This is a genomic window from Phycisphaeraceae bacterium (assembly GCA_019636655.1).
GTDB lineage: Bacteria > Planctomycetota > Phycisphaerae > Phycisphaerales > UBA1924 > JAHBXB01.
Window position 1 is genome coordinate 150,124 of record JAHBXB010000003.1, and the last position, 12,930, is coordinate 163,053.

Below are 12,930 nucleotides of genomic sequence, written 5' to 3' on the forward strand. Positions count from 1 at the left end.
CGGCCGCCGCCGGACCCCGGCCGCACCGATCCCTACGCTCCATCTATGCCCAGCAGGCCCGCGGTCGCCGACTCGACGTCCCACTCAAGTGCCCCCGTCGCGATCATCACCGGCGCCGGCTCGGGCATCGGGCAGTGCGCCGCATTACGTCTTGCCGAGCTCGGCTACCGGCTCGTGCTGGTCGGTCGCCGCCTGGAACGTCTCGAGCACACGATCGAGTTGCTGCCCCCCGGTCCCGCCGAGGCCTGCGCCGTCGCCGCCGACCTCTCGTGCGGCCCCGCTGCATCGCAAGCCGTCATCGCTGCCGCGATCGAGCGATTCGGGCGGATCGACACGCTTGTCAACAACGCTGGTGCTGCCCCTCGCCATCCCATCCCCGGTCACACCGCCGAAGAGATCGAGCAGACATTCCAGCTCAACTCCGTCGCTCCCGCGTGCCTGATCGCCCTCGCGTGGCCCCACCTTGCCGCCGGCCGCGCCGGCTGCATCATCAACATCTCGTCGATGGCCAGCACCGATCCCTTTGACGGGTTCTTCGCGTACGCGGCGACTAAGGCGGCCGTCAACATGCTTGCGCACGTCGCCGCGAAGGAGGGCAGGGAGGCCGGGATCCGCGCGTTTGCCATCGCCCCCGGCGCGGTCGAGACCGAGACGCTGCGGGCACTCTTTCCGCCTTCCGTCGTCCCACGCGGGCAGTGCCTCTCGCCCGGCGACATCGCCGACGTCATCGTCGACTGCATCACCGGCAAGCGCGACGCCCAGAACGGGACGACCATCTTCGTCTCAGCGGCCAAGGGGAACTCCTAGCCGCGCTACTGCTTCCTCCCCACCGCAAACCCGCGGCACTCCACGATCTTCGTCGGCTTGTGCATCAACTTCCAGCCCTTGACTCGCGGCCAGCCGGCCGCCTTGATCAGGCCGCACATGCACGCCACCGTCGGCGACCACCAGTTCGAGTCGTTGCTCGCGAACTCCTTCCCCGGATAGAACTCGGCCACCATCTGGTCACCCGGGTACCCCTGCCCTATGCCGCCGCGGTACGGGCTCAGATCGTCGCACACCGCGCTCTCGACATAGATGTCGCCGGTGCACACCGTGCTGAGCTTGTCCAGGGCCAGCAGCGGATGCCGCAGGTGGTACAGCGTCCCGAAGAAGAACACGACATCGAACATCCCCAGCTGTTCTGGCGACACGTCGTACACCGACAGCTCGATCCGCTTGCAGCGGTCCTCCCCGTACCCAAGGGCCTCGCGGCAGAAGTCGAATGAATCCCACGCGCGACGCGCCCCGGGTCCCAGGAACCCCAGTTGATCGGAGAAATCGTCGATCGCTACGGCCTCGCTCGCCCCGTGCCGAAGCGCTTCGAATGTCCAGTACCCGTCCCACGCCCCGACGTCGAGCACCCGCTTCCCGCTCAGGTCCTCCGGCACGCCGTGGGCCTTGGCATCCTGCGGCGCCCATCCCGGCGTCAGCACGCCTTCGGCCAGCCGGATCCGGTGGTACCAGAACGGAAACTCCGCGATCCGCTTCTTGAGGGCCTCGGCGTCCATCGATCTCTCCTCGGGATTCAGGCCGGCAGCCGCCGCCGGAGCCGCGGATCTACCTCGCGCCATCCCACGTGCTCTTGAGGTGCAGTTCCTTCAACTGCTCCTCCGTCACTCCGCTCGGGGTTCCCGTCATCAGGTCCGCGCCGATCTGCGTCTTCGGGAACGCGATCACGTCGCGGATATTCTCCGTGCCGCACAGGTGCATGATCAGCCGATCGAGTCCGAACGCGATCCCGCCGTGCGGCGGAGCACCGTACTTCAACGCATCGAGCAGGAACGAGAACTTGGCCTTCGCCTGCTCGGGCGTCATCCCCAGCAGCGAGAAGACCTTGCTCTGCACCGCCGGGTCGTGGATACGCACCGACCCGCCCGCGATCTCCGACCCGTTGCACACGATGTCGTACCCCGCCGACACGATCCCGCCGATCGTCTCAACGTCGTTCACATCCGCCGACACGAACGCGTCCCGCTGATCATCCCGTGGCGCGGTGAACGGGTGGTGCATCGCCACCCACCGGTTGGTCTCCTTGTCCCGCTCGAACATCGGGAAGTCCACGACCCACAGGAACTTCCACGCCTTCCCCCACTCCGGTACCAGGCCCATGTCCCGCGCGACCTTCTGCCGCAGTTCGCCGAGCGCCTTCACGGCCACGTTGTACGAGTCCGCCGCGAAGAGCACGGTGTCCCCCGCCTGCAGCCCGAGCCGCTCGATGAGGTTTTGCTTCACCGGCTCGAGGAACTTGGCAATCCCCGTTTCAAGCCCGGCGGCTGTCAGTTTCACCACCGGCACTCCGCCCGCCCCGAACGTCTTGACGAACTCGCCGTACCCGTCCGTGACCTTGCGCGTCAGCTTCTCCCCGCCGCCGGGCACCCGGATCGCCCGGACTACACCCCGGTTGCGCAGCCCCTTGTTCTTCTCGAGGGCCTCGCGGAACACCTTGAACTCGGTTTGACCGGCAAGGTCCGAGACGTCCACGATCTCCAGCCCGTACCGCAGGTCTGGCCGGTCGATCCCGTACCGGTCCATCGCTTCGCGGTAGGTCATCCGCTGCAGCGGCGGCACCTCGATCCCGAGGACCTCCTTCCACAGCCGGCGCACAAACCCCTCCATCACCTCCATTACATCGTCCCGCTGCACGAAGCTCATCTCCAGATCGATCTGGCTGAACTCCGCCTGCCGGTCCGCACGCGGATCCTCATCCCGGAAGCACCTGCAGATCTGCATGTACCGGTCGGCCCCCGCCACCATCAGGATCTGCTTGAACAGCTGCGGGCTTTGTGGCAGCGCGTACCACGTCCCCGGCTGGTGCCGGCTCGGCACCAGGAACTCCCGTGCCCCCTCCGGCGTGCTCTTGTAGAGAACCGGCGTCTCGACCTCAAGGAACCCGTTCTCGTCAAAGTACCGCCGCGTGACCTGCATCACGCGGTGACGCATTCCGAGGATCTGCTGCATCCGACCCCGCCGTAGATCGATGTACCGGTGCTTCAGCCGCAACTCCTCGTTCGGCAGCGACTGCCCGTCATCCGGCAGGAATGGCGGGTTCTCCGTCTTGTTCAGCACCCGCAGCGACGAAACCACAACCTCCACCTTTCCCGTCGGCAGCTTCGGGTTCTCCCCACCCTTGCGGATCCGCACCTCGCCCGTCGCCGCGAGCACATCCTCGTTGCGGAGCGAGTCCGCGGCGTCCAGCACCGCTTGCGGCGCATCCCCCTTCTCGAACACCAACTGCGTGATGCCGTGCCGGTCGCGCAGATCGATGAAGATCAGCCCAGTCCCGTGATCGCGGTAGGCCTTGACCCATCCGCACACCGTCACCGACTTCCCGACGTCCGTGTCCCGCAGCTGCCCGCACGTGTGTGTCCGCCTGTAGCTCGACATGCCGATCCTTTCAGGGATCCGTCAACCAGCCGTTTGCCGTACAAATCACCCAGCGCCCCCTTTGGCGAGCAGTATACGGCGATCCAGGCCCACCGCGCCCGTGCCCGTTCAGGTCTCGCAAACTCTGATCATTTTCCCTTGCCCTCCCCTCCGGTCCGGGTTATATTGACCAAGTCATCTGCCCGCAACGGTGGGTTTCTCGGCCCACTTGTCCCATCCGGCACAGTCGTTTGGGGTTGCGGAGATGAAGAGAGAGAAATAGAGAGGGTTCGCACCGGTCTGTCCCCGGTGTGTCGCGAGTTTTTTCTTCGCGGAGACCCACAATGTCCACGGCTCTCTCACGCCGCGCGTTCGTTGTTGCATCGATTCTCCCCCTTACCGTCGGATCCGTAACGTCGCTGACGCAGGCCGAAACGATCTACGGCGTCACGATGCAGAACTTCTTGATGTCCTTCGACAGCGCTTCGCCGAACAACCTCAACTTCGGCGTGCAGATCACCGGTGTCCAGCCCGGTGAGCTGATCATGGGCATCGACTTCCGCCCCTCCAACAGCGTGCTCTACGGGCTTGGCAGCCAGAACCGGCTCTACACGATCAACACCTCGACAGGCGTTGCCACCGCGGTCAACAACCAGCCCTTCGCCCCGCCCGCGAACGGCGTCGAGTTCGGCTTTGACTTCAACCCGGTCGCCGATCTCGCCCGCGTCGTCTCCGACGTCCAGCAGAACTTCCGCCTCAATCCCAACACCGGCGCCGTCGCCGGCACCGATTCGAATCTTGCCTACATCTCGGGCGATCCCAACTTCGGGGTCGATCCCAGCGTCATGGCCGCCGCGTACACCAACAACGTCGCCGGCGCCCAGGCCACCACGCTCTTCGTTCTCGATTCCCGCCTCAACACCCTCGCCCGCGTCGGCTCGATCGACGGCACTCCGATCAGCCCCAACGCCGGCCAGCTCAACACCATCGGCCCTACCGGAGTCGATTTCGTTGAGATGGGCGCCTTCGACATCTCCGGCGGCACCGGCATCGCGTACGCCGCCCTCCTGGCCACCAACTCCTCCCAATCCGGCCTGTACACCATCAACCTCGCTACCGGTGCTGCCACTCTCACGGGCACCATCGGCGGCGGCCTGTTCATCCGCGATATCGCTGTGATTCCCTCCCCGGGTTCGCTCACGCTGCTCGCAGTGGGTGGCTTCCTCGCCATCCGCCGCCGCCGCTGAACCCGCGGCTGGCCAGTCGTTTTCTCACTCTCAAGCCGCGCCGGCGTAGTTGCCGACGCGGCTTTTCTTATGCGTCATGCCCTTCGTCCAGGTGCACGTCCATCAGCAGCACATCGAGAACCCGCCCGAACTTCTCCCCGCACCGCCGGAGCGTCCCCACATCCTTGAACCCCAGTCTGGCGTGCATCCGGTTCGATGCCTCATTCGGCTGCGAGATCCGTGCCACCACCACCCGCACCGCCTTCCCCTTCCTCGCCCGCTCCAGTACCTCCCGCAGCAGACGCTCCCCGATCCCACGCCCTCGCCAGGCCTGGTGCATGTACACCGAGCACTCCGCCGTCCGCCGATACGCGGGCCTCACCGACCACGCCGACAATCCCGCCCACCCGATCACGGTTCCCTCGGCCACGGCAACCAGCAGCGGGTACGCGCCCGCGCCGAACGCGGCGAACCACGCCGCCCGCTCTTCCAGTGTCTTCGGGACCGTCTCGAACGTCGCCGTCCCGTGCAGCACCTCGACGTCGTAGATCGCGAAGATCCCGGCCACATCCGCGGCCACCCCCGCCCTGATCCGCACGCCGTCGGCGCTCCTGCCGCTCACCACGCGATCTCCGCGCCGTCGTAGTTCAGAAACCGCCCGGTGTCCGCCGGCCGCAACCTGTCGATCACCGCCAGCATCGCCTCGGCGCTCTGCTCAGGGCTCAACGGAGCCTTTTCGCCTCCCATATCCGTTCTCACCCACCCGGGGTGCACGACCACGCAGATGAACCCCTCGCCGGCCAGTTCGTGCGCCTTCGACCTCGTCAACTGGTTCAGAGCCGACTTGCTCGCCCGGTAGGCATACGACGATCCGCCCGTGTTCCCGCTGATCGACCCCAGGGCGCTCGTGATGTTGACGATCACCCGGCGCTCCCCGGCCCGCAGGCTCTCCATCACCGCCGCGCTCACCAGCATTGGCGAGAAGGCGTTCACCATGAACACCCGGTGCATCTCCGCCGCGGTCAGGTCGCCGACCCGCTTGAGCCCCGACGACACCCCCGCGTTGTTGATCAGTACGTCGATCGCCGTCCCCTTCAGCGATTCCCCTAGCGCACGGATCGACGCCTCATCCCCGGCATCCAGCCGAACCACCCGCTGCGCCACCCGCTTCAGCGCGGCCGCCGCATCCACATCCCGCGCCGTCCCGATGACACGGTCGCCACGCTCGGACAACTGCCGCGCCAACTCGAGGCCGATCCCTCGGTTCGCTCCCGTCACCAGGTAAGTCCGCGCCACGCACTCCTCCTGCCCCCCATTCCCCTCTCCGTTCCCTATTCCCCCCGCTCCGCGTAGTGCGAGATCGATCGCACCACCTTCCCCGCATCGTCAAAGAAGAAGACCTCCACCGCCAGATCGCCGGACATCCGCTGGTACACCAGGTTCACCGTCTCCACCCCCACGCCCACGTGCATCGGGTTGAACCTCAGGGTCGGGTTCTTCTCGATCGCCCGCGCGAAGTACTCCCGCACGGTCCCTTTCCCCTTGAGCGCCCGGCACTCCGGGTCGCCCGTGTACCTCGCGATGTAGGGCGATGAGTGCTCGATCCCTTCCGCGTACAGCGCCATGATGCCGTCCAGGTCGTGCGCGTTCCACGCGCCGTACCACGCCGCCGCGAATCCGTGCGCCTGCTCGGCCGTCATCTTCATGATTTGAGCGTATCCCCACGCGCCCAGGCCGGCTCACGTCCCACGCCGCGTCGATCCGCAGCGGACCGGGTAGAGTCCCCACCCATGCCCCCCTTCCACCCCCTCACCCCCATCGCACCCTGTCCCACCCGGCCCACGCGGCCCCGGCGCATCGCCCGCTCTCTCGCCGCCCGCGCGTACATCGCGATCATCGGCCTCGCCTTCGCCGCGGCGATCGGCGGGGCTTCGCTCCAGCCCCGCGGCCTGCCGGATGGGCCCACGTGGGGCCGCGGCAACTTCCAGCCCACGGCCGCCAACACGGTCTTTGCCACGGGAGATGGGTGCTCGCTGTGCCACAGCGCCTCGCCTTCGGCACGGGCCCTCTGGTCGCCGACGGGCGACGATGTCTCCCCCCACGGCCTGTGGAAGGCCACCCTCATGGCCCATTCCGCCAAGGACCCCTATTGGCGAGCCCAGGTCGCCAAGGAGACCGCCCGCAACCCCGCCAAGGCGGCGGACCTCGAAGCCCTCTGCCTCCGCTGCCACGCCCCGATGGGCCACCACACGAACCTCATCGCCGGCCAGCCGCCCCTGCGCCTCGCGGACGCCACCTCGCACCCGCTGTACTCCGACGGCGTCTCGTGCACCGTCTGCCACCAGGCCCAGCCTGATGGGCTCGGCACGGAGGCCCGTTTCAGCGGCAACCTGGAGATCAAGCCCGGCCGCCAGATCTTCGGGCCGTACCCCGACCCCGGCGGCCAGCCCATGATCGTGCACTCGGCCTTCACCCCCACCCACGGCGAGCACATCCGCTCCTCCGCCCTCTGCGCCTCCTGCCACACCCTCCGCACCGAGCACACGGGGACGCGGTTCCCGGAGCAGTCCCCCTACCTCGAATGGCGCAACAGCATCTTCAGCGATGAGGCCCAGGCGACCGCCGACTCGCGCTCCTGCCAGGAGTGCCACATGGCCGACGTCGGCCCGATGCGCGTGGCCCGCAACCCCGCCGGCGCCGACTTCAATCTCGCCACTCGCTCCCCCGTGCGGGCCCACGCCTTTGTTGGGGGCAACGCCCTGATGCTCGACATCCTCCGCACCAACGCCGCCGACCTGGGCGTCACGGCCCCGGCCGCGGACCTGGAACGCATGGCCCGGGCCACGCGGGCCCAGCTCTCCCAGCGGACGGCGACGATCGAACTCCAGAACATCCGCCGCGAGACGGCCCCCGACGGCCGCCGATGGCTGGTCTTTGAGGCTCTCATCACCAACCTCACGGGGCACAAGTTCCCGACCGGCTACCCCGCGCGGCGGGCGTGGGTGCAGGCGCAGGTCCGGGACGGGCGGGGGACGATCTTCAACTCCGGCGACACGGATGAGTCCGGGCGGCTCAGGAACGTCGCGGATGAACTGGCGATCCCCCACTACGACGTCATCGATTCCCCCGGCCAGGTCGCGGTGTACGAGATGGTCGCGGCGGACCCCGCGGGGGCGCCGACCACGCACCTGTCGGAGATGGCGACGCGGCTGAAGGACAACCGGCTGCTCCCGGCGGGGTACCGCCCCGACGGCCCGCACGCGGAGGACACCGCCCCCATCGGCGTGCAGGGCGATGCGAACTTTCAGGGGGGCTCGGACCGCGTCACCTACCGGGTGCCGCTGGCTGATGAGGCCGGTGGGCGGTTGACGATTGTGGCGTCGATCTGGTACCAGCCGATCCCACCCGCCTGGGTGGCTCCCCTTCGCTCCCTCACGATGAACAGCCCCGAGGCCGCCGCGTTCGTGCGGATGTACGATGCGGCGAAGCCGAAGCCGGAGCAGGTGGCGATCACGGTTGCGTTTGATCACCCCTAAGCCGCCGCGGCGCCTTCGCGTCGCCAATGCAACTCCGGCCATTGTGTGTTCCACACCGTGGCACTGCTGTTGAGAGACACTCTCACTTGCACATTGTGATTGACACGCAATAACTCCTGCGGATAATCGCTTCACGTTCAGGAGTTCACGTATGCAGGCACGGCAACACATCTTCCTTTGACCCGTCGCCGCCGGTCGGCCTCGGGCCGATCGAGTGAAGCACCCACGTTTTCCCCAATATTTCGAGCCCTTTTCTCGCGTCCCGCCCGTGTTGGCACTCGCGCGCCCTTTGCGCTGATGGCACCCCGCCATCAGCCTCGGTCGCGCTCGGGCCAGCGCCCTGGCGGGCCCCACCTTTCACCCCGTGACCACAATGATCGACTTCTTCAACAACCTGTTCACCCAGGTCCCGCTCCTCCAGGGCGGCCTTGCCATCATGGTCGCCGGCTGGGTCGGCTACCAGTGCCGTGCGCTCCCCGAGCGACTGTGGGCCTTCGCCCGCCTGTGGACGACCCGCGTCGTTCATGTCCGCGACACCCACCCGCACTACGAGGCCTGGCTCACCATGCTGACGGAAGGCTCCGTCCGCAACGGCGGCCCGCGCACCCTCGAACTCCGGGTCCAGTGGGACCCCGATGGAAACCGTCTGTCCGCGCCGAAACTCGCGGCGGGCACGGACGTCTTCTGGGCGCGCGTGCACGGCAAGTGGTGCCACGTCACCGTGCACCGCGATGAGGTTCAGTCCAAGCAGAACCTGGCCCAGCGGTTCATGATCACGCTGGAGATCATCTGGTGCACCCGCGCCCACCTGTCCCGCATGGTGGAAGAGGTGTCGCGCCGGGCGACGGTCGTGGAACACCGGCAACTGGTGGACCTCTACAACCGCTTCGGCTCGTGCACCACGGTGAAGATCCCCAAGCGCGATCCCGGCACGCTCTGCCTGCCTCCCGGCGCCTTCGACTCGGTCGAGACCCGGCTGCGCGAGTTCCTCGGCGCCCGCGAGCAGTACGAGTGGGCGGGCCTTCCCTGGCGTTTCGGCGTGCTCCTCTCGGGGCCGCCGGGCACCGGGAAGACCTCGCTGGCCCACGCCCTCGCTTCGCGCCTGGACCTGCGCATCGCGGTCATCACCCTGGCCGACCTTGAGAGCGACCAGGAACTGGTGGATGTGTTCCGGAACGTGGAGCAGCAGGCGATCGTCCTCATCGAGGACATCGACTGCGCCTTCCGCCAGCGCGACGGCGGCGGCGAGGCGGCCGCGGGGATCTCGTTCTCGGGGTTCCTCAACTGCATCGACGGCGTGCTGGCGCCGCACAACGGCCGCATCCTCGTGATGTCGACCAACCACGTGGACCGCCTCGACCCGGCCCTGATCCGGCCCGGACGAGTCGATCTGCACGTCGAGGTCCCGTACCTGGCCCGGCAGGACGCCACGGACTACGCGGACCGGATCTTCCCGCACATCGCGGCCCGGCACGATGTGGTGAACGATGTGATGGCGCTCGATCATCCGACCCCGGCGGTGCTGATCAACCGTCTGACCCAGCAGCGGTGGCACAAGCCGCGGCTGGGCGCGGGGACGGAAGCGATCGCCCCAGAGAGCAGACACCCGGCGCGGACCTGAAGAGGCCCGCGCCGGCTTCCCCCTTCCTCCCTTCCCCCCACCCCCCCCGCAGCCGCGTTCGTGCGGATGTACGATGCGGCGAAGCCGAAGCAGGTGGCGATCACGGTTGCGTTTGATCGAGGGGAGGCGGGGCCGAACTGAAGTCCTTCGTCTGCGGCCGGGTCCTCCCCTTGTCCTCTTGGAGTGCTCGATGCGCCCGGTCAAACGCGGCCGAAAGATCGTGATCCTGCGAGGCCTGGCTGCGGTCGCGGTGCTCGGCGCTGCGGTTTGGCTCTTTACCCTCACGCCGATGTGGCGGCACCGTTCGATTCGATTCGAGTCGGGAGCGTGGAAGGCCGCATCCGGAGCGTTCGACGATGACTCGATCCGCCAGCGAATGGTGGACGACCTGCTCCGTTCAAAGCGCCTCGTGGGCCTCTCGCGGTCGGAGGTGGAGTCGCTGATCGGCCCGCCCGCCGTCACTGAGTATTTCGGCGGCTACGACATGGTGTATCTGCTCGGTCAGGAGCGGTCGAGTTACTTTGCGATCGATTCCGAATGGCTTGCAATCACGCTCGACGGCGCGGGCCTCGTGATCGATGCTCGGCTCGTAACCGACTAACGTCGCCCCCCTCCCCCCGGCCCCCAAGCGGCCGCGTTCGTGGTGCGGAGTGCGATGGGAGTCAAACGCCTCTCCATCAAGCCTTCAGGATCAGTCGCCCGGCGGATCTTTGGGCGGCACTGCTGGCGCCGGTGGAAACAGCTCTCTCAGGCCAGCAATCTTCTGCATTGTCTGCATCCACAAACGCGTGCTTTCAGAATCCCTTAAAGGCCCGCTAAGGCTGTCCAATGTTTGCTTGAGGCGATGCACATCGGCATTGCGAGTCGGCTGCATTATGTTCTCGAGTGCCAGCAGTACCGCTGGGTCAATCTTGCGCGGACCCTTCGCCGCCTCCTTGGCAGCTACTTGGGCCTCTCTCACTTCTTCAACGGCCTCGGCAGATACAGGCTGGGAGAACTGCTTGGCTGCGAACTCAACGAAGCGCTCCGGCTTGTACATGTGAAATGGGCTGGCAGTCATCGCTACGATCTCGCCGACGAGCGCCGGATGAGGTCCAACAGTTTCGCCTCCCACTTCCCTCCACCAGTCTTTCTTCGCGTCGTCCGTCACGAAGATCACCGGCGGCTTGTGCTTCCGCACGTGTTCGAGCAACTCCATCCACACAAAGAGGTCCCCCCACTTCCGCTCATCTGCCTTCTTGTGGTCCTCAAAACCAGGAGGGATACCGCGGCGATATCGTTCCTCGCCCTCTTTGGACCATGCGTCCTTCTTTGCTGTGTCGGGCATCGCGCCCACGCGACCATCGTAGATACTGGTAATCTGGTCGAGGATCGGGTCCTTGCGGCGCAGAGCGTCAAGACCGTCGGAATCGGTCGTGATTTCCATGCGCAGCTTCCCGACTATCTCCTTCAGCCTCGTCTGCAGCTCGCTGCTGACAAATGGGTGTCGCCTTGTCTGGTCAAGACCTTGCACTAGGCTGTCAAACTGCTTGAGGAAGTCCTCACAGCTCTTTCGCTCCTCGCGAATCAGCCCAAGGCGATTGCGGTGGTACTCCATCGCAACTTGATAAGGAATCCAAAGACGCTCTTTGAGCTTGTCCAGGAGTTGAAGCAGCTCATCCCTTGCCGGAGTCGAGTATCGGTAGAGGTTTAGCAGCACGTTGGCGTCAAGGACGATTAGGCCCTTCTTCCACAGCACCTTGAGTTCGGCCGCGGTCGGAGGGTAATACCCAATTAGACTCTTCCGCATTCGCAAAGCCTCCACAGGTCGACAGCATATGCGACCTTGGTGGGCAACGCTGACGGCTGAAGAAGTCTTCTGGGGTTGGAGGTGCCGGAGGAAGGGGCCTCCCCTTCCTCTGGCATTCGCGGACCCTCCCCGCGCCTCTCGGTGAACGCGCGCACGCCTCTCGTGCATCGGTGAGCGAGCCTTGTTCATTGATGAGAAACCGTTCTTCACCGATGCGCGCGATATCCCACGACGGCCCGGCTCAGCCTCGAAGGAGGCGAGCTGGAGCCGGCTCTGTTTTCGTTCATTCTCTGCCCTCCCTCTATGGCCTGTCATCACGGGGGGAAGGGTCGGGAGAGCAGGTCTGCGGGTTCCATGGGAACGTTGAACGCCGGCTCGTAGATTGTCACGGTCTCGTCTTCAAGCGGTTCGTCGGCGGCGGAGTTGGCGGCGGTTTGGGCCGCGCGGATTCGATTCCCCGGCGGCGGTGGCGGCAGGGAGTGTCGCGGCTCCACTACCCGGCGGATGAACAGGTGCGTAGCATCGATCCAGACCTGCTCCTCGAAGCCGGGGCCGAGGTGGGGGCGCGAGAGGCCGATCACGATGCAGTTCTGCGATGCGGCTTCTGCGTTGCGGACGATCCTTGCGGGCCCGGGCGGACTCGCGCTGCGCTGTGCGGCCAACTCGGGCATGAGCAACTCTGGCACGCGGAGGGATGTCCCGAGCGATACGCCCGCGGCCGCTCCGAGCGCGCTGTGGAGCGTCTCGGCGTCCTCGAGTGGTGGGCGGATCGACCACCGGCGCCTCGCTCGTCCGTTCTCGATCCAGGTGGCATAGTGACCCCACCGGCTCCGGGCGATCCAAGGGTGGTACTCGAAGAGGAATCCGCCGGGACGCACGAACCGCGTCGAGAACCGCTCGCTGCAGGTCCATTGCCGGCGCGGGCTGTGCATGGTCGAGGTGACCACGCCCGTGTCCCTGTACGACTGGCAGCCCGCGTAGGCCGCGGCCACCCGTGCAAGGATCTGCTCTGCTTCGTCGAGCATTAGATGCTCGCCCAATCCGGGGACGGGCGCGGGAGTTGTGGCCTGAGAAGTGCCGAGGGGCGGACTCGAACCGCCGACCTCCGGGTTATGAACTCGACTGAAACCCCTAGAAACACAGGAGAAGTGGCGTCCCCCCAGCACTGGCACCAGCAATCGAGTGACGATGCTATGCCAGTCGGTGCCATCGAGGCATGGGTGGCAGCATGCACGGTGGTACTCCCATCCTCGATCTCAGCAGGGATCGCGCGATTGGCAGCGCCGTCGCGGCGCCCTCGAACAGATGATTGACTGCTCGGTCGCTGCACCGTGAAGCCACATGCGCTGAGCC

General features: G+C 66.4%; 12 protein-coding genes. 5 read left to right on the forward strand and 7 right to left on the reverse strand.

Annotated elements, in window-relative coordinates; all coding sequences use genetic code 11:
• Positions 1–45 precede the first annotated feature (45 nt).
• Positions 46–807: an SDR family oxidoreductase gene (locus KF745_10465; GenBank protein ID MBX3358842.1), complete on the forward strand. Its 762-nt coding sequence runs from the start codon at positions 46–48 to the stop codon at positions 805–807.
• Positions 808–812: 5 nt separating this feature from the next.
• On the opposite strand, the gene KF745_10470 is transcribed toward KF745_10465, so the two are convergent.
• Both KF745_10470 and aspS read right to left on the reverse strand, forming a co-directional pair.
• Complete coding sequence (locus KF745_10470) at positions 813–1,550, reverse strand: DUF1698 domain-containing protein (protein MBX3358843.1); 738 nt, start codon at positions 1,548–1,550, stop codon at positions 813–815.
• A gap of 49 nt (positions 1,551–1,599) precedes the next feature.
• Complete coding sequence (aspS, locus tag KF745_10475; protein MBX3358844.1) at positions 1,600–3,426, reverse strand: aspartate--tRNA ligase; 1,827 nt, start codon at positions 3,424–3,426, stop codon at positions 1,600–1,602.
• Positions 3,427–3,749: 323 nt separating this feature from the next.
• On the opposite strand from aspS, the gene KF745_10480 reads away from it, so the two are divergent.
• Complete coding sequence (locus tag KF745_10480) at positions 3,750–4,652, forward strand: DUF4394 domain-containing protein (protein MBX3358845.1); 903 nt, start codon at positions 3,750–3,752, stop codon at positions 4,650–4,652.
• Positions 4,653–4,719: 67 nt separating this feature from the next.
• Here the strand turns inward: KF745_10480 and KF745_10485 are convergent, their stop codons facing one another.
• From KF745_10485 to KF745_10495, 3 genes are read right to left on the reverse strand one after another with little or no spacing between them, the layout of a single operon-like run.
• Positions 4,720–5,253: an N-acetyltransferase gene (locus KF745_10485; GenBank protein MBX3358846.1), complete on the reverse strand. Its 534-nt coding sequence runs from the start codon at positions 5,251–5,253 to the stop codon at positions 4,720–4,722.
• Entirely contained in the window at positions 5,250–5,927 is a 678-nt protein-coding gene (locus KF745_10490; GenBank protein MBX3358847.1) for an SDR family oxidoreductase, read from the reverse strand. The genes KF745_10485 and KF745_10490 overlap by 4 nt, the downstream gene beginning before the upstream one ends.
• Positions 5,928–5,962: 35 nt before the next feature.
• Entirely contained in the window at positions 5,963–6,337 is a 375-nt protein-coding gene (locus KF745_10495; protein ID MBX3358848.1) for a nuclear transport factor 2 family protein, read from the reverse strand.
• 84 nt (positions 6,338–6,421) lie between these two features.
• Here KF745_10495 and KF745_10500 point away from each other — a divergent pair, with 84 nt between their 5' ends.
• The 3 genes from KF745_10500 (at position 6,422) to KF745_10510 (ending at position 10,389) form a co-directional block, all read left to right on the forward strand.
• Positions 6,422–8,167 (forward strand): hypothetical protein, encoded by a 1,746-nt coding sequence (locus KF745_10500; protein ID MBX3358849.1) that lies wholly within the window; start codon positions 6,422–6,424, stop codon positions 8,165–8,167.
• 364 nt (positions 8,168–8,531) lie between these two features.
• The gene (locus tag KF745_10505) at positions 8,532–9,788 is read left to right on the forward strand and encodes an AAA family ATPase (protein ID MBX3358850.1); all 1,257 of its coding nucleotides are present in this window, start codon (positions 8,532–8,534) and stop codon (positions 9,786–9,788) included.
• Positions 9,789–9,978: 190 nt separating this feature from the next.
• On the forward strand, positions 9,979–10,389 hold the full coding sequence (locus tag KF745_10510; protein MBX3358851.1) for a hypothetical protein: 411 nt from the start codon (positions 9,979–9,981) through the stop codon (positions 10,387–10,389).
• A 90-nt stretch (positions 10,390–10,479) separates the two neighbouring features.
• Here KF745_10510 and KF745_10515 read toward each other — a convergent pair whose 3' ends face one another.
• Positions 10,480–11,577 carry a DUF4935 domain-containing protein gene (locus KF745_10515; protein ID MBX3358852.1) on the reverse strand — a complete coding sequence of 366 codons (1,098 nt, stop codon included), beginning with the start codon at positions 11,575–11,577 and terminating at the stop codon, positions 10,480–10,482.
• Positions 11,578–11,891: 314 nt separating this feature from the next.
• Entirely contained in the window at positions 11,892–12,602 is a 711-nt protein-coding gene (locus tag KF745_10520) for a hypothetical protein (protein ID MBX3358853.1), read from the reverse strand.
• Positions 12,603–12,930: the final 328 nt, after the last annotated feature.